This is a genomic window from Pseudomonas sp. GW101-3H06 (genome assembly GCF_059424605.1).
The window spans coordinates 3,077,450-3,098,787 of record NZ_JBWKZO010000001.1; the positions used below are offsets into that span (position 1 = coordinate 3,077,450).

At 59.7% G+C, this 21,338-nt stretch carries 22 protein-coding genes; 12 read left to right on the forward strand and 10 right to left on the reverse strand.

Going from position 1 to position 21,338, the window contains the following annotated elements:
- Window positions 1-25: 25 nt before the first annotated feature.
- A complete protein-coding gene (locus tag AC07ZE_RS14115) occupies window positions 26-343 on the reverse strand; it encodes an ElaB/YgaM/YqjD family protein (RefSeq protein ID WP_095194140.1) in 318 nt (105 codons plus the stop codon).
- 163 nt (window positions 344-506) lie between these two features.
- Here AC07ZE_RS14115 and AC07ZE_RS14120 point away from each other — a divergent pair, with 163 nt between their 5' ends.
- Window positions 507-761 carry a hypothetical protein gene (locus tag AC07ZE_RS14120; protein ID WP_077044866.1) on the forward strand — a complete coding sequence of 85 codons (255 nt, stop codon included), beginning with the start codon at window positions 507-509 and terminating at the stop codon, window positions 759-761.
- A gap of 3 nt (window positions 762-764) precedes the next feature.
- On the opposite strand, the gene AC07ZE_RS14125 is transcribed toward AC07ZE_RS14120, so the two are convergent.
- A complete protein-coding gene (locus AC07ZE_RS14125; protein ID WP_207265339.1) occupies window positions 765-1,673 on the reverse strand; it encodes a LysR family transcriptional regulator in 909 nt (302 codons plus the stop codon).
- A gap of 43 nt (window positions 1,674-1,716) precedes the next feature.
- On the reverse strand, window positions 1,717-2,022 hold the full coding sequence (locus AC07ZE_RS14130; RefSeq protein ID WP_259331952.1) for a hypothetical protein: 306 nt from the start codon (window positions 2,020-2,022) through the stop codon (window positions 1,717-1,719).
- A 93-nt stretch (window positions 2,023-2,115) separates the two neighbouring features.
- Here AC07ZE_RS14130 and AC07ZE_RS14135 point away from each other — a divergent pair, with 93 nt between their 5' ends.
- Window positions 2,116-3,039, forward strand: coding sequence for a carbon-nitrogen hydrolase family protein (locus AC07ZE_RS14135; RefSeq protein ID WP_207265340.1), 924 nt, complete (start codon window positions 2,116-2,118; stop codon window positions 3,037-3,039).
- Window positions 3,040-3,180: 141 nt separating this feature from the next.
- On the opposite strand, the gene AC07ZE_RS14140 is transcribed toward AC07ZE_RS14135, so the two are convergent.
- Window positions 3,181-4,653: a nucleobase:cation symporter-2 family protein gene (locus tag AC07ZE_RS14140; RefSeq protein WP_207265341.1), complete on the reverse strand. Its 1,473-nt coding sequence runs from the start codon at window positions 4,651-4,653 to the stop codon at window positions 3,181-3,183.
- A gap of 152 nt (window positions 4,654-4,805) precedes the next feature.
- Window positions 4,806-5,699: a LysR family transcriptional regulator gene (locus AC07ZE_RS14145; protein ID WP_207265342.1), complete on the reverse strand. Its 894-nt coding sequence runs from the start codon at window positions 5,697-5,699 to the stop codon at window positions 4,806-4,808.
- Window positions 5,700-5,800: 101 nt separating this feature from the next.
- Here AC07ZE_RS14145 and AC07ZE_RS14150 point away from each other — a divergent pair, with 101 nt between their 5' ends.
- Together AC07ZE_RS14150 and speB are read left to right on the forward strand one after the other, a co-directional pair.
- Complete coding sequence (locus tag AC07ZE_RS14150) at window positions 5,801-6,889, forward strand: polyamine ABC transporter substrate-binding protein (RefSeq protein ID WP_207265343.1); 1,089 nt, start codon at window positions 5,801-5,803, stop codon at window positions 6,887-6,889.
- Window positions 6,890-6,905: 16 nt separating this feature from the next.
- Window positions 6,906-7,865 (forward strand): agmatinase, encoded by a 960-nt coding sequence (gene speB / locus AC07ZE_RS14155; protein ID WP_207265344.1) that lies wholly within the window; start codon window positions 6,906-6,908, stop codon window positions 7,863-7,865.
- 115 nt (window positions 7,866-7,980) lie between these two features.
- On the opposite strand, the gene AC07ZE_RS14160 is transcribed toward speB, so the two are convergent.
- Window positions 7,981-9,033, reverse strand: a complete 1,053-nt coding sequence (locus AC07ZE_RS14160) for an aldo/keto reductase (RefSeq protein ID WP_207265345.1) — start codon at window positions 9,031-9,033, stop codon at window positions 7,981-7,983.
- 295 nt (window positions 9,034-9,328) lie between these two features.
- Between AC07ZE_RS14160 and AC07ZE_RS14165 the strand changes: the two genes are divergently transcribed.
- The 5 genes from AC07ZE_RS14165 to AC07ZE_RS14185 all read left to right on the forward strand — a co-directional run bounded on the left by AC07ZE_RS14165 (window position 9,329) and on the right by AC07ZE_RS14185 (window position 12,793).
- Window positions 9,329-10,045, forward strand: coding sequence for a helix-turn-helix transcriptional regulator (locus AC07ZE_RS14165; protein WP_207265346.1), 717 nt, complete (start codon window positions 9,329-9,331; stop codon window positions 10,043-10,045).
- Between the two features lie 51 nt (window positions 10,046-10,096).
- Entirely contained in the window at window positions 10,097-10,438 is a 342-nt protein-coding gene (locus tag AC07ZE_RS14170) for a nuclear transport factor 2 family protein (RefSeq protein ID WP_207265347.1), read from the forward strand.
- A 30-nt stretch (window positions 10,439-10,468) separates the two neighbouring features.
- Window positions 10,469-11,587, forward strand: coding sequence for a cell division protein ZapE (gene zapE / locus AC07ZE_RS14175; RefSeq protein ID WP_207265348.1), 1,119 nt, complete (start codon window positions 10,469-10,471; stop codon window positions 11,585-11,587).
- A gap of 34 nt (window positions 11,588-11,621) precedes the next feature.
- Window positions 11,622-12,203, forward strand: coding sequence for a DinB family protein (locus AC07ZE_RS14180; protein ID WP_207265349.1), 582 nt, complete (start codon window positions 11,622-11,624; stop codon window positions 12,201-12,203).
- Window positions 12,204-12,301: 98 nt separating this feature from the next.
- Complete coding sequence (locus AC07ZE_RS14185) at window positions 12,302-12,793, forward strand: GNAT family N-acetyltransferase (RefSeq protein WP_207265350.1); 492 nt, start codon at window positions 12,302-12,304, stop codon at window positions 12,791-12,793.
- A gap of 81 nt (window positions 12,794-12,874) precedes the next feature.
- Here the strand turns inward: AC07ZE_RS14185 and AC07ZE_RS14190 are convergent, their stop codons facing one another.
- From AC07ZE_RS14190 to AC07ZE_RS14205, 4 genes are all read right to left on the reverse strand, one after another.
- On the reverse strand, window positions 12,875-13,090 hold the full coding sequence (locus AC07ZE_RS14190) for a hypothetical protein (RefSeq protein WP_095194154.1): 216 nt from the start codon (window positions 13,088-13,090) through the stop codon (window positions 12,875-12,877).
- A gap of 107 nt (window positions 13,091-13,197) precedes the next feature.
- Window positions 13,198-15,438 (reverse strand): TonB-dependent siderophore receptor, encoded by a 2,241-nt coding sequence (locus AC07ZE_RS14195; protein ID WP_207265351.1) that lies wholly within the window; start codon window positions 15,436-15,438, stop codon window positions 13,198-13,200.
- Window positions 15,439-15,613: 175 nt separating this feature from the next.
- The gene (locus AC07ZE_RS14200) at window positions 15,614-17,359 is read right to left on the reverse strand and encodes a phosphoethanolamine transferase CptA (RefSeq protein ID WP_207265352.1); all 1,746 of its coding nucleotides are present in this window, start codon (window positions 17,357-17,359) and stop codon (window positions 15,614-15,616) included.
- A gap of 200 nt (window positions 17,360-17,559) precedes the next feature.
- Window positions 17,560-17,736: a DUF6026 family protein gene (locus AC07ZE_RS14205; RefSeq protein ID WP_207265353.1), complete on the reverse strand. Its 177-nt coding sequence runs from the start codon at window positions 17,734-17,736 to the stop codon at window positions 17,560-17,562.
- A gap of 272 nt (window positions 17,737-18,008) precedes the next feature.
- Here AC07ZE_RS14205 and gnd point away from each other — a divergent pair, with 272 nt between their 5' ends.
- From gnd to AC07ZE_RS14220, 3 genes are read left to right on the forward strand one after another with little or no spacing between them, the layout of a single operon-like run.
- Complete coding sequence (gene gnd, locus AC07ZE_RS14210) at window positions 18,009-18,989, forward strand: phosphogluconate dehydrogenase (NAD(+)-dependent, decarboxylating) (protein WP_207265354.1); 981 nt, start codon at window positions 18,009-18,011, stop codon at window positions 18,987-18,989.
- Window positions 18,986-20,509, forward strand: a complete 1,524-nt coding sequence (zwf, locus tag AC07ZE_RS14215; protein WP_207265355.1) for a glucose-6-phosphate dehydrogenase — start codon at window positions 18,986-18,988, stop codon at window positions 20,507-20,509. Before gnd ends, zwf begins: the two co-directional genes overlap by 4 nt.
- Window positions 20,506-21,327: an HAD family hydrolase gene (locus AC07ZE_RS14220; protein ID WP_207265356.1), complete on the forward strand. Its 822-nt coding sequence runs from the start codon at window positions 20,506-20,508 to the stop codon at window positions 21,325-21,327. Before zwf ends, AC07ZE_RS14220 begins: the two co-directional genes overlap by 4 nt.
- Window positions 21,328-21,338: the final 11 nt, after the last annotated feature.

Here is a 21,338-nt window from a genome sequence, read left to right on the forward strand (position 1 = left end):
AATTCTGAATTTTTGCGTGTGCTGTTTACCGTCGGGCCAGCAACAACCCGACCACCAGACCGAAGCCGGCGGAAACCGCCACGGTTTGCCAGGGATGACCGCCGATGTAGGTTTCGGTGGCTTCGACGGCGGGCAGTGTCCGGTTACGCACGCTGGTCACCGAATCCCGGGCCTGCTGGAGTTTCAGGGCGATTTGCCCTCGCAGTGTTTCCGCTTCCTCACCTACCAGTGAGGCGCTGCTTTTGAGCAGTTTTTCCGACTCTTCGATCAGAGCCTGAAGCTCGCTGAAGGCTTGATCCTTGATTTGGTCTTCGGCGGCTTGGGCGGCGGTTTTGCGGGCCATTGAAGTACTCCTTGCAGGTGAGTGGACAGTGAACAATGGAGTGCGCCGCGATTGAAAAAGTTGCAGCGACTTTGCGCGCAGACTCGATCCGGATGCAAATCCTGCTCAGGACGATTCTTCCTACAGTGTAAGATGTCTCCTATTTACGCAGCAGGAAATTCCCATGAGCTTCAATCTGGCCGACAAATCCCTTGCCGAGCGCGCTGCGCTTGAAGATGAAAAATCCCGTCTGTTCGAACTCTGGCAAAACAACCTGGGCAAAGCCAAGGGCGAAGCCGCTCGGTTGTTTGGTGAGCGCGCCAAACGCAAAGGCAAGTGGGCCGAGTGGGTCCGCGCCGAACTCGACGGCATGTCGCCACCAGAGTTCTCGAACATGGTGCGCAGCGAAGTCAATCGCCTGATGGCCGCCAACAAGTAACGCCTACATAAAGCTTGCGACAATTGCCTCGCGCACCTTCAACACCACCGGATCGAGCTGGGCACTGGTGCGCCAGCCCAGTTCGATCGGGTAGCGAGGCAACGCAAGGGGGCAGGGCAGCAGTGCCAGTCCGCTGAGCGCCGCGATGCTTTGGGCCGCGTGGGCCGGAATGGTGGCCACCGCCTGACTGCCCTTGAGCAGATGCGGCAATGCCGCAAAATGGGTGGTCGAGGCACAGACGCGCCGAGTCATGCTCAGCGCCGCGAGTCCCTCGTCGGTAATGCCGATGAAACCTCCCGACGACACCAGGATGTGTTCGCGGGCAACGAACTCTTCAAGGCTGATGTTTTGCTGGTCTGCGCCCAGGCTCAGCGTATCCACCAGACACGCATAACCCCCTTCCCCCAACACCTGTCGACTGAGCAGGCGTTCGGCAAGCCCGCCAGCGGTGATCGCCAGGTCGATGCTGCGCTCCATCAAGGCCTGGGCAACGATCTGGCTGTGGGTCTGGCGAAAGATCAGCCGCAGCTTCGGCGCGCGTCGGGCGACTTCTTCGATCATTCGCCGGCCGTAGGCAATCTCGAAATCATCCGACATGCCCACGGTCACGGAGCGGCCGTCGTAATGGCTGGCGTCGGGGTCGACCATTGCCAGACTCTGGCGGCATTTGTTCAGGGCATCGCTGACCACCGGCTTGAGTTGATTGGCCTGGAGCGTTGGCGACAGGCCACGACCGGTGCGTACGAACAGCTGATCGCCATACACCTCGCGCAACCGACGCAGTGCCGCGCTGACGGCCGACTGCGTCACGCCCAGGCGCAGTGCAGCGCGGCTGGCGCTGGATTCTTCGTGCAACACCTCGAAAACTTTGAGCAGGTTGAGATCGATGTTGGTGATATTCATTGAGTTCATATCATTAAACAGTGAATGGGGCGTTGTTCATGATATGTGGAAGTCAGTCCGATAGGGCTTCGGCGCTGAAGTGATAGTAAATCGGCGGCAGGCTCCAGCCGGGTTCGACTGGCGTCGCGGCCAGTGCGCCGAATTGGCCTGGCAGCCGGAAACTGATAGCGCCGTCATCGGCCTGGGCAAGGAGGGCTGGCAACAAGGTCGCCAGGCCCAGCAGGTGTCCTTTGGTTTTTTTCATCCTGATCCTCAAGTCCTGATCCCACTGTGTTTTGCCGCAGCGATGTAAAGAGTAGCGGTGTTCGAAGAACCATTTATCAAGTGATCTGTTTCTCACCAAGGCGTTGATATTCATCTGGCTCATATCATTCAGCAGCGAGTTGGGCTTTATTCATGGCCTTGTGGCGCTTGAAAATGAGCAACACCAGACGCCAACGGAGTTATCACGATGCCCAAGTCAATTGTTGCCGCCCTGCAAATCGGAGCCTTGCCCGGGGGCAAGGCACAGACCCTGGAACAGATCCTGTCCTATGAAAACGCTATCCTCGAATCCGGCGCCGCCTTGGTGGTAATGCCCGAGGCGCTGCTCGGTGGCTACCCCAAAGGCGAGGGCTTCGGCACGCAGCTGGGTTATCGGCTGCCGGAAGGACGCGAGGCGTTTGCCCGTTATTTTGCCAATGCCATCGATGTCCCCGGCGCAGAAACCGAAGCGCTGGCCGGCCTGGCTGCGCGCACGGGTGCAAATCTGGTCATCGGCGTCATCGAACGGGCGGGGAGCACGTTGTATTGCACCGCATTGTACTTCGACCCGCAGGCGGGGCTGGTCGGCAAACATCGCAAGCTGATGCCGACCGGCACGGAGCGGCTGATCTGGGGCAAAGGCGATGGCTCGACCTTGCCGGTGATTGACAGTCAGGCCGGGCGGATCGGCGCGGTGGTGTGCTGGGAAAACATGATGCCGCTGCTACGCACTGCAATGTATGCCAAAGGGGTGGAAGTCTGGTGTGCGCCGACGGTGGACGAGCGCGAGATGTGGCAGGTGAGCATGCGCCATATCGCCCATGAAGGCCGGTGCTTTGTGGTCAGCGCCTGTCAGGTGCAGGACTCGCCGCAGGCCTTGGGTATAGAAGTGGCGAATTGGCCAGCGGATCGACCGTTGATCGCCGGGGGCAGCGTGATCGTAGGTCCCATGGGCGACATCCTGGCCGGGCCATTGCGTGGCGAGGCCGGTTTGCTGACGGCGCCAATCGACACCGATGACTTGATCCGCGCCCGTTACGATTACGACGTGGTCGGACATTACGCGCGCCCGGATGTGTTCGAGTTGACGGTGGATGAGCGGGCTAAACCGGGTGTCCGTTTCACCTCGTAATCCTTGTGGGAGCGAGCCTGCTCGCGAAGGCGGCGCAACATTCGACATTAATGTTGAGTGTGCCGACCTCTTCGCGAGCAGGCTCGCTACCACATTGGATGTGTGAACGATTCTTTGCTCCTGCAGGACTCGGGCAACTATCTAACTGTTCAACCTTGCGATCACCGCAGCTGTTTCGGGTTCACCCTTGGCCGGGACATCCGGGTTTTCCATGACCTGCAGGATTGAGGCTTCCGGATCGAAATCGTCTTCTTCCAGCTCGATGAATTCCTCGGGCAGGAAGATGTTCAAAAGGATCGCGCACAGCGCACCGACCGTGATCGGCGATTCGAAGATGTTGTGCAACGCCTTTGGCAATTCCCGCAGGACTTCCGGCACGGCCGCCACACCCAGGCCCATGCCAATGGAAATCGCCACGATCAGCATATTGCGTCGATGCAGGCCCGCTTCGGCGAGGATCTTGATGCCGGCCACGGCCACGGTGCCGAACATCACCAGTTCGGCACCACCGAGTACCGGCTTGGGCATCAGTTGCAGCACCGCGCCGATCATCGGGAACAACCCCAACATCACCAGCAGCCCGGCAATGAAAAACGCCACGTAACGGCTGGCTACGCCGGTCAACTGAATCACGCCGTTGTTCTGGGCGAACGTCACCATCGGCATGCTGTTGAACACGGCGGCCATGGCCGAGTTGAGACCGTCGGCCAGCAATCCGGACTTGATCCGGCGGATGTAGAGCGGGCCTTTGACCGGCTGCCGGGAGATCATCGAGTTGGCGGTCAGGTCGCCGGCCGCTTCCAGTGGCGACACCAGGAAAATCACCGCCACCGGCACGAACGCCACCCAATCGAAGGAGAAACCATACTTGAACGGCACCGGTACGCTCATCAGCGGTACGGCGGGCAGGCTGGCGAAATCGACGTGGCCCAGCAGCCAGGCGACGACATAGCCGAGGGTCAAGCCGATGACAATCGCCCCCAGACGCAGGAAGGGTACGTCCACCCGGTTCAACACCACGATGGTCCCGAGTACCAACGCCGCCAGGCCCAGGTGGCTGGCCGCGCCGAGGTCGGTGGCACCGAAACCGCCGGCAATATCGGTCATGGCGACCTTGATCAGCGACAATCCCATCAGCGTGATGATCGTACCGGTCACCACCGGGGTGATCAGCATGCGCAATTTGCCGATGAACTGGCTCAATACCACTTCGATGAACGCGGCGAAGAAGCACACGCCGAAGATTGTCGAGAGGATTTCATCGGTGCCGCCACCCCGGGCCTTGACCATGAAACCGGCACTGAGGATCACGCTGATGAACGAGAAACTGGTGCCTTGCAGGCACAGCAGGCCGGAACCGATCGGACCGAAGCGTCGCGCCTGAACAAAGGTACCCAGGCCAGAAACGAACAACGCCATGCTGATCAGGTAGGGGATTTCGCTTTGCAGGCCCAGGGCGCTGCCCATGATCAGCGTCGGCGTGATGATGCCGACGAAACTGGCGAGCACGTGTTGCAGGGCGGCAAACACGGTGGCGGTCAGATGCGGGCGGTCGTCGAGGCCGTAGATCAGGTCATTGTGGCGTGGGGCAGGGGGTTTTTCAGAGGTGTTCATGGTCCAGGGGCGGGCCGGGTCAGAAAATGGAGGCGCAGGATGCCAGAAAGACTATTTTGTGGCGAGCGATGAGCCCTGTATCCACCACATTCCCTGTGGGAGCGAGCAAGCCCGTTCCCACAATGTTCATAGGTGGCAGGGAAACCGGCGTTTCAGGCAAACGCCGCCAACAAGTCTTCCTCGAACGCCTTCTGCGCATCCCCCGGCACCTGTGCCCGGTGCCGGGCCAGGTGAAACGCCACGTCGAAGCTCATGCCTTTGCGGCGCACCAACCGCAGCAGCCCCTTGTCCTCCCAGTGACGGGCAAAGTGTTCAGGCAGATAGCCGACATGCTTGCCGGACAGAATGAAGGTGAGGGTGCCTTCGACCTGTTCTGAACGCGCCGAGCACAGCTTGCCCTGGAATGGCTCCTCGCCACGCAGGAAGCGGTAAGGGTGATCGACCCGGTCGCAAGCCTGCAACGCCAGGTCATCCGGCGCGTCGTTGTTGAACAGCGGATGGCCTTGCGCGCAGTACAGGTGCTGGGTTTCGGTAAACAGCTCGCGATAATCAAAAGCACTCTGCACCTGGGAGAAATAGCCGATGGCCAGGTCCAGCCGCTGTTGCAGCAGCAAGCGCTCCATTTCACCGGGCATGGCGCTTATCAACTCGATGCGCACCGATTCGTCGCGTTCGCGAAAACGCCGGATCGCTTCGGCCACCCGTTGCAACACCGATGGGTCCAGGGCTTCGGACAAGCCCAGGCGCACTTCGCCGATCAAGCGTCCGGCCACGCCGTTGGACTGATGACGGAATGCTTCGATGGATTCAAACAGCCCTCGGGTGGCATTGAGCAGTTGTTCACCCTTGGGCGTGATGCGGAATCCGCCTTTGCCACGGCTGCACAACCGATAGCCGAGGCGGGTTTCCAGCTTGGCCATTTGCTGGCTGATGCTGGACTGGCTCAGGCCCAGTTCACCCTGGGCCGCGCTGAAGCCGCCACACTCCACCACGCTGACAAACAGGCGCAACAGGTGCAGATCCAGATCGTGGAGTTGACCGAGCATCAAACATTACTCCTGGGTAATGTCAGGTTGATAATCGTTATATTTTATCAATGTATCCGACGGCGCATCCTGCAACCACTTCCTCCGGTCAGGTGTTCGTCATGGCTACCGTGTTCAAGATGTGTGTTCCCGCGCTGTTCCTTGCCATGGCCGTAGCGGTCCAGGCCGAGGACAACGTCGTCAATCTCTACAGTTGGGCCGATTACGTCGCCCCTGAAACCCTGCAGCGTTTCGAACAGGAAACCGGTATTCACGTGCGCTACGACACCTTCGACGTGCCGGAAGTGCTGGAAACCAAACTGCTCACCGGTGGCAGTGGCTATGACGTCGTGGTGCCGTCGTCCAGCGTGTTGGCGCGTGGCCTGGCGGCCGGCGCATTGAAAGCCATTCCCCACGAAGGCCTGAAGGGCTACGCCAACCTTGATCCGGATTTGCTGGAAAAACTGGCGGCGGTGGACCCCGGTAATCGCTATGGCGTGCCTTACACCTGGGGCACCCTGGGGATGGGGATAAATGTCGAGGCGGTACAGAAACGCTTGCCGAACGTGCCGCTCAACAGTCTGGATCTGTTGTTCAAACCCGAATACGCCAGCCGACTCAAGGACTGCGGCATTGCGATCATCGATTCGCCTCAGGAAGTGATCGGCCTGGCATTGCACTATCTGGGCAAGGATCCCTATAGCACCAGCAAGGCCGATCTCGAAGCGGCCCAGGCGCTGTTGCATAAGCTGCAGCCTTCGATGCTGTACGTGGCCAGCGGCAGGCAGATCAACGATCTGGCCAATGGCAGTGTGTGCCTGGCGTTGGCTTACAACGGTGATGCGAGCATGGCCGCCGATCAGGCGCGCAAGGCCGGTAAGCCCTACGAAATCGCCTACCGGATTCCCAAGGAAGGGACCCTGGTGTGGCAGGACAACCTGGCGATTCCCAAGGACGCCCCACACCCGGAAGCCGCACGCCAGTTCATCGAGTTCATGTTGCGTCCGGAATCGGTCGCGGCGCTGACCAACACCCTGTTCTTTGCCACCGCCAACCAGGCCGCGACGCCGCTGGTGGATGAGGCGGTGCGCACCGACCCGGACATCTACCCGCCTGCCGAGGTTCGCGAACGGCTCTACGCTGACCGCAGCATGAGCCTCAAGGACATGCGCCAGCGCACTCGCGTGTGGACAGCTTTCCGTAGCCGCTAATAATAAGGAACCCGAGATGGACGTCCCGATGCAAAACGATCAGGCCATGACCCGTGACAGCCTGTATGGCACCGCCGCCGAAAGCACCTACGCCGGCATCACCAGTTTCATGCGTCGCCGCTACAGTCGCGATTTGCGCGGCGTCGACGTGGCAGTCAGCGGCGTGCCGTTCGACACCGCCACCAGCAACCGCCCCGGCGCGCGTTTCGGACCGCGGGGAATTCGCGCCGCGTCCGCCGGGATTGCCTGGGAGCGCCACTGGCCATGGACTTTCGATCCGTTCGATCATCTGGCGGTCGTCGACTTCGGCGATTGTGACTTCGATTACGGTTCGCCGCAGTCGACCCCGGAATGCATCGAGGCCCACGCCGAACATATCCTCAACGCGGGCAGTGCGATGCTGACCTTCGGCGGTGATCACTTCATCACCTATCCGCTGCTCAAGGCCCACGCCCGCAAGCACGGCCCGCTGTCGCTGATCCACTTCGACGCCCACAGCGATACCTGGCCGGACGAAGAGGGCAAGCGTATCGACCACGGCACCATGTTCTGGCACGCCGCCAGGGAAGGCCTGGTCGATCCGTCGCGTTCGGTGCAGATCGGTTTGCGCACCACTAACGACGATCATCAGGGCTTTGAGGTGCTGGATGCGCGACAGGTGCATCGACGTGGCGTTGATGCGATGGTCGAAGCCATTCGGGCGCGGGTCGGCGATCACCCGGTGTACCTGACGTTCGACATCGACTGTCTTGACCCGGCCTATGCTCCAGGCACCGGAACGCCGGTGTGTGGTGGCTTGAGTACGGTGCAGGCACTGGAAATCCTCGGCGGTTTACGCGGGATCAACCTGGTGGGCATGGACGTGGTGGAAGTGGCGCCGGCTTATGACAGTGCGGAAATCACCTCGTTGGCGGCGGCGACGCTGGCGATGGAGATGCTGTGCCTTTATGCGGCCAAACAGAAGGTCGACAGATAGGGCACCGTCCAACTGTGGGAGTGGGCTTGCTCGCGAAGGGGTCGTGTCAGCCAGCATCTATATCAACTGACACATCGCATACGCGCGCAAGCCCGCTCCCACATTTTGAACTGCGTCAGACCACCGGGATTTTCGGCAGGTCGAGGGTTACGCCCCCACTGAACCGTGCAAAGGAACCGCTGATCGATTCATGGGGCACACCTTTAGCCACCTCGCTGACACCATCGAGCCGCGCCAGTTGATCGGCATTCAACTGCACGTTCAACGCCCCCAGGGTGGCATCCAGTTGTTCGCGAGTCCGCGAGCCGAGAATCGGAATCAATGTGGTGGTCGAACGTTTGGCCTGTTCACGCAACCAGGCGATGGCGACGTGGGTCGGGCTGGCCGCCAGTTCTGCGGCGACCGCCAGCAGGGTGTCGAGCAGGGCGGTTTCCCGGGCGCCTTTCTCGGCGTGAACCAGCACCCCGAGTTTAGTGGCGCGGTTGTCGCCCTGTGTGTTGCGGTACTTGCCGGTGAGGAAGCCGCCACCCAGCGGCGACCACAGGGTCGCGGCCAGCCCCAACGCCTCGGCCATCGGCAGTTGCTCGCGCTCCGCGGTACGCTCGGCCAAGCTGTACTCGACCTGAATCGCGGCAATCGGCGCAAAACCGCGTACCTCGGCCAGCAGATCGGCACGGGCAATGCGCCACGCCGGGAAATTCGACAGCCCGGCGTAATGGATCTTGCCGGCCCGTACCAGATCGTCGAAACCACGCAGGATCTCTTCCATCGGCGTCACGCCATCGCTCATGTGCGCCCAGAACAGATCGAGATGATCTGTTTTCAGTCGCTTCAGGCTCTCTTCCACGGCGCGAACCATGTTCTTGCGATTGTTGCCGGTGTGGGAAATTCCGGCTGCCGGTGTAGTCCCCAAGGTGTATTTACTGGCGATGACCAGATGATCGCGCTCCGGGGCGATGAACTCGCTGAGCATGGCTTCCGACTGACCACCTTGATAGCCGTTGGCGGTGTCGATGAAGTTGCCGCCAGCCTCCAGGTAACCATCGAAAATGCCCTTGGCTTCATCACGTTCGGCACCATGGCCCCAACCGGTGCCGAAATTGCCGGCGCCCAACGCCAGTTCGGAAACCCGCAAGCCGGTTTTACGGCCAAACACTTTGTAATGCATGGGAAGACTCCTGAAGGTACGTCGAGGCGATTATAAATTATAGATGACATCTATTTAATATGATCCCGGCAGTATTCAGCGTCAAGCTCCTTTTCCCTCGTTCCGCCTGTCGGTGCAAAGCCTGCTCGCAATGACGGTGGCGGTGGCTCAGGCAATGCATCGTTGACTGCACAGCCGCCATCGCAAGCACGCGATCTTTGCTCTCGCAGGTATGTGGTTTTTCCACGATGCTGCTGACAGTTTCTGACAGGGGCCTCTGCTAAGCTCCCTCGACCCTCTGGACAGGACCCTCATCGTGTCGCGAACCACCCGTTTACTGACGTTGTTGCAAGTGCTTCGCGGCAAGAGCCGTCCAGTGACGGCTGCCACGCTTGCCGGCGAACTGGACATCTCTGAACGCACGCTTTATCGCGACATCGCCGAGCTCACCGCGCTGGGCGCACCGATCTATGGCGAAGCGGGGATTGGTTATGTACTGCGCAGCGGTTTGTTCCTGCCGCCATTGATGCTCAATGCCGACGAAACCGAAGCCATTGTTTTGGGGCTGCGCTATGTGGATCAGCGGGGGGATGAGGTGTTGAGCAAAGCGGCGGCCGATGCGCTGGCCAAGATTGCCGCGGTACTCGCGCCGGAAGCGCTGGACGCGTTGCGCAACCCGACCTTGATGCCGGGACCGCCGGGGTATGGTTTTGCACCCAATGCGGTGCCGTTGAATGTGTTTCGCCAGGCCATTCGCAATCAGTCCAAGTTGCACATCGACTACGCCGACGCCCAACAAGTGCCCAGTCAACGGCTGATCTGGCCATTGGCATTGGGGTTTCTCAACGAAGTACGGATCATCGTGGCCTGGTGCGAATTGCGTGGTGCTTATCGGACGTTTCGCACCGACCGGATCTCGCAGGCGAGCGTGCAGGGCGAGCGTTATCCGGGGCGGCGCAGTGACCTGTTGCGGACCTGGCGCAAGCAAATGCAACTGGATGAATCCGGGCGTTTCACTCCTGACAAGAATTGACAGCGCCCTGTTTTAGCATGGCTCCAGAACCAACAAACAAGGAGCCGCAACATGTCCAATCCCGCCTCTGCACTGGCGCCCGCCATCGCCGCCTACATTGCCGCCGCCAATGCCCGCGATACTTCGCGGGTCGGCAGTTTCTTCGCCGAAGACGCCAATGTGTTCGATGAGGGTCAGCACCGGATCGGCACGCAAGCCATTGCCCAATGGATGCAAGACACTGGCCAGCGCTATCAGCCTCGGGTCGAAGTACTGGAGGTGCAACAGCGTACCGGCAAGGTGCTGGTCAATGGCCTGATCTCCGGCACGTTTCCCGGCAGCCCCCTGGCACTGCGCTACATGTTTCGCCTGAATGAGCAGGGCAAGATTGCCCGGCTGGACATTTCACTGTAGTCGTCGCGCGCGGGTGGCATACTGCCGCGCATGAATGTCGACTCTCCCCTCAGCGCCTGGCTGTACGCCATCGAACAAAAGGGCTTCGTCCAGGACGAAGCCCAGGAACATGCCGTCTGGGCTTTACAGAAGTGTCATGAAGCGCTGCATGAAGGCCGCAAGCCGATCACTGGCGTTTACCTCTGGGGCCCGGTCGGACGCGGTAAAACCTGGTTGATGGACCAGTTTTACCAGCACTTGCAGGTTCCGGCCCGGCGCCAGCACTTTCACCATTTCATGGGCTGGGTGCATCAGCGCTCGTTTCAGCTCACCGGCACCGCCGACCCGTTGAAAGCGCTGGCTCGCGAGTTGAGCGAAGAAGTGCGGGTGCTGTGCTTCGATGAATTGTTCGTCAATGACATTGGTGACGCGATCATTCTCGGGCGCTTGTTTCAGGTGATGTTTGAACAGGGCGTGGTGGTGGTTTGCACCTCCAATCTGCCGCCTGATGGGTTATACGCCGACGGCTTCAACCGCGACCGTTTCCTGCCCGCCATCGCCGCGATCAAACAGCACATGCAGGTGGTTGCGGTGGACGGCGGCGAAGATCATCGTCTGCATCCGGGGCAAGGCTTGCAACGTTACTGGGTCGCCACGCCCGGACAGCCCAGCGCATTGGACGATGTGTTCAGGCTGTTGACCGTCGGCCAAGCGGTGTCCAGCGAACCGGTCAAGGTCGGATACCGTTCGATGGAGGTGGTACAGGCAAGCAAAACGGTGCTCTGGTGTCGTTACGCCGATCTCTGTGAACAACCGTTTGCCGCAATGGATTTCATGGCCCTGTGCGACACCTTCAGCGTTATCCTGTTGAGTGACGTACCCAACCTGAGCGCGCAAAAACGTGTCGGACGCATCGCCCGGGGTACTGAAGACGGCGCCGAGCGGGTGGAAGCCGGGGATCGTGAATTGCCGCAGTTATCGGTGCATGACGACGGAGTGCGGCGTTTCATTGCCCTGGTGGACGAGTGCTACGACCGCAAGGTACCGCTGTATCTCGAAGCGCAGGTGCCGATGGATTCGCTCTACACCGAGGGCTACCTGGAATTCCCGTTCCGCCGTACCCTCAGCCGCCTGCAGGAAATGCAGCTGGAGCGATTTGCACAAGTCTAGGGCTTGGAAGATATGAGATTCAGGAGGTTTCAGCATGAACCAGCCTCTGTCCCACCATTTGCTGACCATGGCTTACCAGAACGCCTGGGCCAATCACCGACTGGCCAAGGCCTGGTGTCAGTTGAGTCCCGGCGATCTGGCTGCCCCCCGTGTCAGTTACTTTCCAAGCATCCGTGCCACCCTCAACCACATCCTGACTTGTGACTGGTTTTACGTGGATGCCCTCGAACGCGAGTTGCGCGGCGATGATCCGCACCCCGACTGTTACGTGTTTTTCAAGGACGACGAGCCGTTCACCCATGCCCTGGACCTCAAGCGCGAGCAGGTTCATGTCGACCGGCGGTTAATTGCCTACTGCGAGCAGATGCGTGATGCCGATCTGGGCAAGGTGGTGACCATCGCCCGGGACACGCCACAACATGACAGCCGCTTGCGCCTGCTGTCGCACCTGTTCGAGCACCAGATCCATCACAGGGGGCAGGTCCACGCCATGCTCAGCGGCACAACGGTGAAACCACCGCAACTGGACGAGTTTTTCTGTGCGGGCGAATCGCACCTGCGGGCCGAGGATTTCGCCGAGCTGGGATGGACCGAGGCCTTGATCTGGGGGCATTAATAACTTTTGATTTTCAAACAGACACGCCCGCGATATCGTCGCCAGGCCTTCCAGGGCGATCTACGCACTGGGGCCATTGAATGTGATCGAGGATGGAAATGGATTTCGCGGAAATACTTGTGCTGCAAGCCAGCTACACCAATCCGGTACATGCCGAGGCCATTGGCCTGGTACTCAACAGCTACGCCCAGGACCCGATGGGCGGCGGCCATTCTCTGCCCGCCAACGTGCTGCAACAGCTGCCAGGCGAGTTGGCCAAGCGTCCCCACGCCTTCAGCGTGTTGGCCTTTGTCGGCGGCGAGCCGGCCGGATTGGTCAATTGCTTTGAAGGCTTCTCGACCTTCGCCTGCCGGCCATTGGTCAATGTGCACGATGTGGCCGTGGTGCCGAAGTTTCGTGGCCTGGGATTGAGCCAGCGAATGCTGCAAAAGGTCGAGGAAATCGCCCGTCAGCGTGGCTGCTGCAAAATGACCCTGGAAGTGCTGGAAGGCAATGCGGTGGCGCAAGCCTCCTACGGCAAGTTCGGCTTTGCCCCGGGGGAGTTCGACCCGGTCCACGGGCGCATGATGTTCTGGATCAAGCCACTGTGATCCGCGCATAAAAAAAGGGCGTCCATCAGGACGCCCAACTGATTTCTCTGACTGAAGAGCAAGCAGTCAGAGGTGTAACAATCATTTCGGTCTGTAGGATTCGGTCATTTGTGCCGTTTGATCGTCCGGGACCCGCAGTTCACTGGCCTGGCTTGGTGTGATGTTGCCCAGCGCCACTTGCTGGTTATAGCGTAGCGTCTCGTAGTAGTACCTCATGCGTTCAGCACCACCTTCGGCAAAGGCGCCGGCGGAGCCCAGTGTTGTGAGGACGGCTAGAATCAGCGTAGTACGTTTCATGGTGTGCCTCCCACTTACAGATGTCGGATGCGGTTCGTCCATGAGTCAACAGATCAAAATCGAAGCCTCATTATCCGCCGATTCCGTTAAATGGGAATTAATAACCCCTAGAGTTTCCAATCCAGGCTCAAGGTCACCGTACGCGGGTCGCCCCAGTACACGCCGTTGTAGAAACCGACGTTGTCGTAGTACTTCTTGTCGAACAGGTTGTTGACGTTCAGGGAGGCCGACAGGTGCCTGTCGAACGCGTAGCGCGACATCAGATTGACCACGGTGTAGGCCTCCTGGCGGATGTTCGTGCGCTCGGTGATGAGGCTGCCATCGGTACGGCGCCCGACCGGGCGGTTGGCGGCTCGATAGACGTCGCTTTGCCAATTCACGGCAGCACCCACGGTCAACGCCTGCCATTCGCCGGGCAAATGATAGACGGTGGAGAGCCGGAACATGTTCAAAGGCTGGTGGGTGTTGATGCGCTGCTTTTGGCCATCGACCGAGTGTGTGTAGGTGTAACCGGCGCTCATGTTCCAGCCCGCCATGACCTCACCTGACAGCTCGGCTTCGAAGCCTTGTACCTTGTTGCCTTTGCCGCCCGACTTGAAAAACTCCTCGCCGGTCACCGGATCCGGCGGCACCGAGTCGTCCAGCTCGGCGACATTATCCTGTTTGCTCCAGAACAGCGCGGTCGCAAGGTTCAATCGTTCTTCCAGCAGGCTGCCTTTGAGGCCCAGTTCATAGTTGCTGCCAACCACCGGTTCGAGGTACTTGCGACTGCTGTCGCGTTCGGTTTGCGGTTTGAAAATATCGGTGTAGCTGACGTAAGCGGTGTACTCCGGGGACAGGTCGTAAAGCAGACCGGCGTAGGGCGTCCACATGTCGTTCTGTTGCTGGCTGCTGTGATCGACGCTCGACAGTTGCAGGTTGTTATCGTAGCTGTTGGTGGTGGTTGAGGTTTTCCAGCTGCCGTAGCGACTGCCGAGCACGGCGTGCAGTTCATCGGTAAGGCTCAGGCGCGTCGCCAAATAACCAGCCTTCTGCCGGGTGTAGTCTTTCGAGCCTGTCAGGCCGGTGACGGTGTCGGGAAACTTGCCGATGTTGCCCATGTATTTCCAGTCCTGGACGTTTTCATAATCCGCCGCTCTGGGGCCGTCCACCAGATAAGGCGAATCCTCGCGGCGTTCGGCCTCACCGTAACCGACCATCAGCTCGTGTTCGCGACCGAACAACGAGTACGGCCCGGAGACGTTGAAGTCATAGGCCTTCATCTTTTGCGTGCCGATCATATGGCTGACGTTGGCAATCATGCCGCTGCGATCCGCGTTCGGGAAACCGCCGCCGGCGTAATAGATTTTGCCGTCGGTGTCACTTTCGCGGTGGGTGTAAGCGGCCTTGAGCTGCCAACCGCCACCCAGTTGATGATCGAGGTTGGCGAACGCAGTCTTGTCTTTGAGCGGCCAGGAACTCCAGGACGTGGCCATGTTAGTCGACCGTCCGAGGTTGGCCTTGCTGCCGTCGGAGTTCCAGTAGGGCACTGTACCCCAGGACGTACCCTGGACATGCTTGTTCTGATAGTCGAAACCCACCGCCAGCAGGGTGTCGTCGGTCAGGTCGGCTTCGAGGACTCCGTAACCGACCTCCCGTTGTTGCTGGTATTTGTCCCGGTACGAATCGCTGTCGCGGTAGGCCACCACGCCGCGCCCGCGCAGGCGTCCGTCGAAGGCCAGCGGTCCGCCGACGTCGAGATAACTGTAGTAATCGTCATAGCTGCCGCCGCTGACACCGGTCTTTGCTTGCCACTGCGCGGTTGGCCGTTTGCGCACCATGTTGATGGTGGCCGAAGGATCGCCGGCGCCGGTGGTCAAACCCGTTGCACCGCGAACCACTTCGATACGGTCGTAAATGATGGTGTCGGAATCGGACTTCATGTAGCTGAAGGTGTTCAACATGCCATCGACCTGGAAATTGTTGATCGAGTAGCCGCGTGAAGAATAGCTGACCCGGTCCGAGTCGTTGTGCTGCACCACTACGCCCGTGGTCTGGCTCATGGCTTCGGACAGGGTGCCGAGTTTGAAATCGTCCATTTGCTGGCGAGTGACCACGGAAACCGATTGTGGGGTTTCCTTGATCGACAGGTTCAGGCGGGTGGCCGTGCTCATTGAGCCGGTGGTGTATGAATCGGTGTTTTCGGTGGTGCTGCCCAGGCTCCGGGCGGTTACGTTGGTGGCACCGAGCATGAGTGTAGATGCCAATGGCGCTGTTTCAGGCTCGGTTTCAGCCAGCAAGTCCGGGCTCAATGCGGCACCGCAAAGGCCAAGGGTAAAAGTCATGGAACGGGTGATAGGCGCGAACATCGCAGCCGACTCCTTGTCGTCGTTGAAAAATTTCCGTTTGTTCAAAGACGAAGGAGGGGGGAGGGATTTAGGTTTAAACGAGAATAATTATTATCTTGTGGATCTTGCTGACACCGAGAAAACACTGTGGGAGCGAGCCTGCTCGCTCCCACAGGTTTTGATTGTGTTGAAACAGTTACTTCAGCACGACTTCCGCCGTGTCCGGTTTCGTCTTGGGCTTGATCAGACTGAAGTCAATCAGCGGCCGCTGCTGACGCTCATACGGGTTGCCGATCATCAATGGTCGTGGCTTGAAGCTGTCGCTGACCAGGCTCTTGCTGTGGTCGAGTTCATTGAAACTCAGGCCAGCCAGATCCGCCCAGGTGTGGATCAGGTGCGAACTGCTGTACGGCCGACTCAGGTCACCGTCGAAATTCCAGTCGTGGGTTTCACGCCATTTTGGCGAGGCCCAGGCCATGAACGGAATGGTGTACATCGGTGCCGTTGGTTTGCTCTCGTTGCGCCCGAGGGTGCTGTGGCCAGGGGAGTCGAAAACGTCTTCACCGTGGTCGGAGAGGTACAGCAGGAAACCGTTCGGATCGGACTTGGCGTAGTCCTTGATCAGGCTCGACACCACGAAATCGTTGTACAGCACCGCGTTGTCGTAACTGTTGTACGTCGGCAACTGATCATCGCGAACACCGGGTGGGACGCCGTTGCGATCCTTGAACTTGTCGTAGGTCGACGGGTAGCGGTACTGGTAGCTCATGTGGGTGCCGAGCAGGTGCACCACGATCAGCTTGCGCGGCGCCGCGTCGGCCAGGGCCTTGTTGAACGGCTCGATCACATCGCCATCGTACTGCGCGGCATTCTGGTTGCGGTTGTTGTTCAGGTACACCTGTTCGTCGGCCTGCTGGGAGAAGGTCGTGAGCATGGTGTTGCGTTTGGTCATGGTCTGTTGGTTGGTGATCCAGAAGGTCTTGTAACCCGCCTGTTTCATCATGCTGACCAGGGACGGCGTCGACAGGTACAGGTCCGGATTGTCTTCATCGGCGAAGGTCAGCACCTGCTGCAACGCCTCGATGGTGTAGGGACGCGGTGTGATGACGTTGTCGAAGACCGTCAGTTGATCCTTGAGCTTGTCCAGTTCCGGGGTGGTTTCCCGCGGGTAGCCGTAGAGGCTCATGCGCTGGCGGTTGGTGGACTCGCCGATCACCAGCACCAGGGTTGCCGGCTGGTCGGCCATCGTATCCTTGAGGTTGTGCAATGGCGGGATCTTGCTGGCACTGGTCAGCATTTCCTGCATCCCCGCCAGGGTGTCCAGGTAGCGGTGATAGGCCACGGCCATTTGCCACGGCACGGCCGGCTCGATGCGCGTTTCGAATTTTTCGAAGCCGCTGGCGAAACTGCCGGTACGCAGGGTGTGCTTGATCAGGGGATAACCGATCACGGCCACCAGAATGGCAGTTGCAGCCACCATGGCCCGACCTCGCGGCATGTACACCGGGCGCAAGCGTGTCCAGAGCCACCAGGCGAACGCGGTGTGCGCGAGGAACGCGGCCACCATCCACCAGGCGAAGTATTGGGTCATGTATTCGCCGGCTTCAGACACGTTCGACTCGAACATGATGAAGATGACGCTTTGGGAGAATTCCTGCTGATAGATGAAGAAGTAACCCAGGCTGGCCATGGAACAGGCCCAGAGCACCACGCCGATCAGCGCAGCCATGACACGGGTTTGTCTGGGGAACAGCAGCATCGGCGCCAGCCAGATGGCGCTCATCAAAAACGCCTGGCGGAAGCCGGTAAAACCGGAGGTGCCCGTCAACTGGATCAGCAGTTGGGTGATGCCGGAGAAATACCAGAAGAACAGAAACAGCCAGAAAAACCCTGCCCAATCAAAACCGCTCGCAGGCTTATCGCTGCGTTTAAACCAAGCCATTCAATGCTCCAGCCAATGATCACATCCACCGCCAGACCACCAAAGTCGCCGACGAACGGGGGCTGCCCGGATACCGAGCGGCCACAATGAACCGGAGTATCAACAAGTGGATGTGAAAACTTCGTGAGTTTGTCAGAGAAGGCGAAGGGCGATGGCGTGTCGGAAGCAGGGCAATGCTGCTTCCGATTCAGATGAAGGCGTCAGGCGTGGGGAGCGCCTTGGGTCACGGGTAAGGGCTGTTGGCCCTGGATCAACAAGCGCAGTTTCGCCAGCTCCTGTTTCAACTGGTCGCGCTCGTCTTTCAACTGGCGCAATTCATCGCGACGGATCGTGACATAAAGGGTTTGTGCTGGCAGTGCGGTGTGTACTGTGCCCATTGCTCACCTCGCAAATGGCGTGTCTCAACTGTAGATCCGCGTGAAATCAGCGGCTGATCTACTATCGGCGCCAATTTTGATTTCTTTTGCCCCTGAAGGGAACTTTTTTATTTTTCATGGTCGTTGTGTCTTCGGCACGATTCCCGGCGTTATCTCTCTGGATCGGGCACAATGCCCGGAAACTTCACGCCAGCGCTCTGGACTAACCCTCATTAGTCGCGTTGGGCTATAACCTTTGACACACATTTATTTGTAGTAGGGAGCATCAGCACATGCAACTCGGGATTATTGGACTGGGCCGCATGGGCGGCAATATTGCGCGGCGCCTGATGCTCAACGGCCATACCACCGTTGTGTACGACCGCAATTGCGCCTTCGTCGAGACCTTGACCGAAGAGGGCGCGACCGGCGTTGCCGATTTGCCGGCCCTGGTTGCTGGCCTGGCCAAACCGCGAGCGGTGTGGGTCATGCTGCCGGCAGGGGCACCGACCGAAGAGACCATTGATACCCTGAGCACCTTGCTCGAAGCTGGCGATACCATCATCGACGGCGGCAACACCCACTATAAGGACGACATCCGCCGGGCCAGGACGCTCTCGGAAAAAGGCCTGCACTACATCGACGTCGGCACCTCCGGTGGCGTCTGGGGCCTGGAGCGCGGCTATTGCATGATGATCGGCGGTGATGCCGAGACCGTCAGGCGCCTGGATCCGCTGTTCGACAGCCTGGCTCCGGGCATGGGCGACATCCCGCGTACCAAGGACCGCAAATCCGATGACGACCGTGCCGAGCGCGGTTACATCCACGCAGGTCCCGCCGGTGCCGGGCATTTTGTGAAGATGATCCATAACGGCATCGAGTACGGCATGATGCAGGCCTTCGCCGAGGGTTTCGATATCCTCAAGACCAAGTCCAGCACCCGCCTTCCGGAAGACCAGCGTTTCGACCTGAACGTCGCGGACATCGCCGAGGTCTGGCGTCGTGGCAGCGTGGTTTCGTCGTGGTTGCTTGACCTGACAGCCGATGCCCTGGCCAGCGATCCGAAACTCGACGGTTACTCCGGCTCGGTGGCGGACAGCGGTGAAGGTCAATGGACCGTCGAAGCGGCCATGGAGCAAGCGGTACCGGCAACGGTGCTGACGACCGCACTGTTTTCTCGCTATCGCTCCCGTGGACAGGGCACCTTTGGCGACAAGATCCTCTCGGCCCAGCGCTTCGGCTTCGGCGGCCATGTGGAGACTGCGAAGAAATGACCCATGTGATCCGCAGAAAATCCAAGGCTGAGCCCGCGCCACCTACCACGCTGTTTCTGTTCGGCGCCCATGGTGATCTGGTCAAGCGTCTGCTGATGCCGGCGCTCTACAACCTTCAGCGCGACGGTTTACTCGGGGACGGACTGCGGATCATCGGCGTTGACCACAACGCTATCAGCGATAAAGGCTTCGCAAAGAAACTCGAAGACTTTATTCGCAGCGAGGTGGCCAGCAAGGTTGGCAAGGGTGATCAATCCCTTGATCCGGACGTGTGGGCCAAGCTTGCCAAAGGTATCAGCTACGTCCAGGGCGATTTCCTGGACGACAGCACTTATAACGCGCTTGGGGAAAAAATTGCCCACAGCGGCACTGGGAATGCGGTGTTCTACCTGGCCACCGCGCCACGATTTTTCAGTGAAGTGGTACGCCGCCTTGGCGCATCCGGTTTGCTTGAAGAAAGCCCGGAAGCTTTCAGAAGGGTGGTGATCGAAAAGCCGTTTGGTTCCGATCTGCCAACGGCCGAAGCCTTGAATGCCTGCTTGCTCAAGGTCATGTCGGAAAAACAGATCTACCGTATCGATCACTACCTGGGCAAGGAGACCGTGCAGAACATTCTGATCAGCCGGTTTTCCAACAGCCTGTTCGAAGCGTTCTGGAACAATCACTACATCGACCACGTACAAATCACCGCCGCTGAAACCGTCGGCGTCGAGACCCGTGGCAGTTTTTACGAAAACACCGGCGCCCTGCGGGACATGGTGCCCAATCACCTGTTCCAGTTGCTGGCGATGGTGGCCATGGAGCCACCGGCTGCTTTTGGCGCCGATGCGGTCCGTGGAGAAAAGGCCAAAGTGGTCGGCGCGATTCGCCCCTGGTCGGTCGAAGAGGCCCGGGCCAATTCGGTACGGGGTCAATACACCGAAGGGGAAGTCGACGGCAAATCCCTGCCGGGGTATCGCCAGGAAGACCGGGTCGCACCTGACAGCAATACCGAAACCTATGTAGCCCTCAAGGTGATGATCGACAACTGGCGTTGGGTTGGCGTGCCATTCTACCTGCGCACCGGAAAGCGCATGAGCGTGCGCGATACCGAAATCGTCATCTGTTTCAAACCGGCGCCGTATGCACAGTTCCGCGATACCGAGGTCGATGAACTGGCGCCGACCTACCTGCGCATCCAGATTCAACCCAACGAAGGCATGTGGTTCGATCTGCTGGCCAAACGGCCGGGGCAAGCCCTGAAGATGGACAACATCGAACTGGGGTTTGCCTACAAGGATTACTTTGAGATGCAGCCGTCCACCGGCTACGAAACCCTGATCTACGATTGCCTCACCGGTGATCAAACGCTGTTCCAGCGTGCCGACAACATCGAGAACGGTTGGCGCGCGGTTCAGCCGTTCCTTGACGCCTGGCAGGAGGATGCCACGGTGCAGGGCTATGCTGCGGGCGAAGACGGGCCGAAGGCCGCCCAAGAGCTGCTGACTCGCGACGGTCGCGTCTGGCACGGCCTCGGATGAGTGACACCACGCCACAGCCCATCCGGTTTTTGCTCAGTGACATGGACGGTACCTTGCTGCTGCCCGATCACAGCCTCAGCCAGCGCACCATCGATGCGGTCCGTTCGTTGCGCGAAGGTGGTGTGTTGTTCAGCCTGGCCACGGGGCGTCCACCCAGGGCCATGCTGCAGACGATCGAAGCCTTGGACGTCGACCTGCCCACGGCAGCCTTCAACGGCGGCACCCTCGTTCATCCCGATGGCAGTTTGCTTGTCGCGCATTACTTGCCGACAGCGGCAGCATTGACGACCCTGGCGCTGTTCGCCGATCAACCCGACATCGAAGTCTGGGTATTCAGTGGTGATGACTGGCTGGTCAAAGACCCGACCGGCCCCATGGTGCCTCGCGAACAGCACGGGCTGGGATACCCGCCGGTGGCAGTCGAAAGCTTCGAACCGTACCTGGCCCGCATCGACAAGATCGTCGCCGCCAGCAACAACACCGAGTTGCTGGTTGAACTGGAGGCGCGGTTACTGCTCAAGGTGCAGGGACAGGCTCAGGTTTCGCGCTCGCAACCGGTGTATCTGGACGTGACCGCGATGCAGGCCAACAAGGGAGAGGCACTGAAGACGCTGGCCGAATTCCTCGGCGTGCCGTTGGCGCAGGCGGCTGCAATGGGTGATGGCGGCAATGACCCGGCAATGTTTCATTGTGCCGGGTTGTCGATCGCCATGGGGCAGGCGGAAGAGGCGGTGAAGCGTCAGGCGGATGTGGTCACGGCAAGCAATGCCGAAGAGGGCGCGGCACTGGCAATCGAGCGGTACATCCTCCCTCGATAGTTCGCACAAAA

What these genes read in the sequence shown, in the direction of transcription:
- AC07ZE_RS14125 (WP_207265339.1), bottom strand. Translation starts at nt 1,673, where the DNA reads ATGAACTCAATGAATATCACCAACATCGATCTCAACCTGCTCAAAGTT.
- speB (WP_207265344.1), top strand. Translation starts at nt 6,906, where the DNA reads ATGGACGTCCCGATGCAAAACGATCAGGCCATGACCCGTGACAGCCTG.
- AC07ZE_RS14115 (WP_095194140.1), bottom strand. Translation starts at nt 343, where the DNA reads ATGGCCCGCAAAACCGCCGCCCAAGCCGCCGAAGACCAAATCAAGGAT.
- AC07ZE_RS14140 (WP_207265341.1), bottom strand. Translation starts at nt 4,653, where the DNA reads ATGAACACCTCTGAAAAACCCCCTGCCCCACGCCACAATGACCTGATC.
- AC07ZE_RS14205 (WP_207265353.1), bottom strand. Translation starts at nt 17,736, where the DNA reads ATGGGCACAGTACACACCGCACTGCCAGCACAAACCCTTTATGTCACG.
- AC07ZE_RS14160 (WP_207265345.1), bottom strand. Translation starts at nt 9,033, where the DNA reads ATGCATTACAAAGTGTTTGGCCGTAAAACCGGCTTGCGGGTTTCCGAA.
- AC07ZE_RS14200 (WP_207265352.1), bottom strand. Translation starts at nt 17,359, where the DNA reads ATGGCTTGGTTTAAACGCAGCGATAAGCCTGCGAGCGGTTTTGATTGG.
- AC07ZE_RS14145 (WP_207265342.1), bottom strand. Translation starts at nt 5,699, where the DNA reads ATGCTCGGTCAACTCCACGATCTGGATCTGCACCTGTTGCGCCTGTTT.
- AC07ZE_RS14170 (WP_207265347.1), top strand. Translation starts at nt 10,097, where the DNA reads ATGTCCAATCCCGCCTCTGCACTGGCGCCCGCCATCGCCGCCTACATT.
- AC07ZE_RS14180 (WP_207265349.1), top strand. Translation starts at nt 11,622, where the DNA reads ATGAACCAGCCTCTGTCCCACCATTTGCTGACCATGGCTTACCAGAAC.
- AC07ZE_RS14150 (WP_207265343.1), top strand. Translation starts at nt 5,801, where the DNA reads ATGGCTACCGTGTTCAAGATGTGTGTTCCCGCGCTGTTCCTTGCCATG.
- AC07ZE_RS14185 (WP_207265350.1), top strand. Translation starts at nt 12,302, where the DNA reads ATGGATTTCGCGGAAATACTTGTGCTGCAAGCCAGCTACACCAATCCG.
- zwf (WP_207265355.1), top strand. Translation starts at nt 18,986, where the DNA reads ATGACCCATGTGATCCGCAGAAAATCCAAGGCTGAGCCCGCGCCACCT.
- AC07ZE_RS14130 (WP_259331952.1), bottom strand. Translation starts at nt 2,022, where the DNA reads ATGAATATCAACGCCTTGGTGAGAAACAGATCACTTGATAAATGGTTC.
- AC07ZE_RS14190 (WP_095194154.1), bottom strand. Translation starts at nt 13,090, where the DNA reads ATGAAACGTACTACGCTGATTCTAGCCGTCCTCACAACACTGGGCTCC.
- zapE (WP_207265348.1), top strand. Translation starts at nt 10,469, where the DNA reads ATGAATGTCGACTCTCCCCTCAGCGCCTGGCTGTACGCCATCGAACAA.
- gnd (WP_207265354.1), top strand. Translation starts at nt 18,009, where the DNA reads ATGCAACTCGGGATTATTGGACTGGGCCGCATGGGCGGCAATATTGCG.
- AC07ZE_RS14195 (WP_207265351.1), bottom strand. Translation starts at nt 15,438, where the DNA reads ATGTTCGCGCCTATCACCCGTTCCATGACTTTTACCCTTGGCCTTTGC.
- AC07ZE_RS14120 (WP_077044866.1), top strand. Translation starts at nt 507, where the DNA reads ATGAGCTTCAATCTGGCCGACAAATCCCTTGCCGAGCGCGCTGCGCTT.
- AC07ZE_RS14135 (WP_207265340.1), top strand. Translation starts at nt 2,116, where the DNA reads ATGCCCAAGTCAATTGTTGCCGCCCTGCAAATCGGAGCCTTGCCCGGG.
- AC07ZE_RS14220 (WP_207265356.1), top strand. Translation starts at nt 20,506, where the DNA reads ATGAGTGACACCACGCCACAGCCCATCCGGTTTTTGCTCAGTGACATG.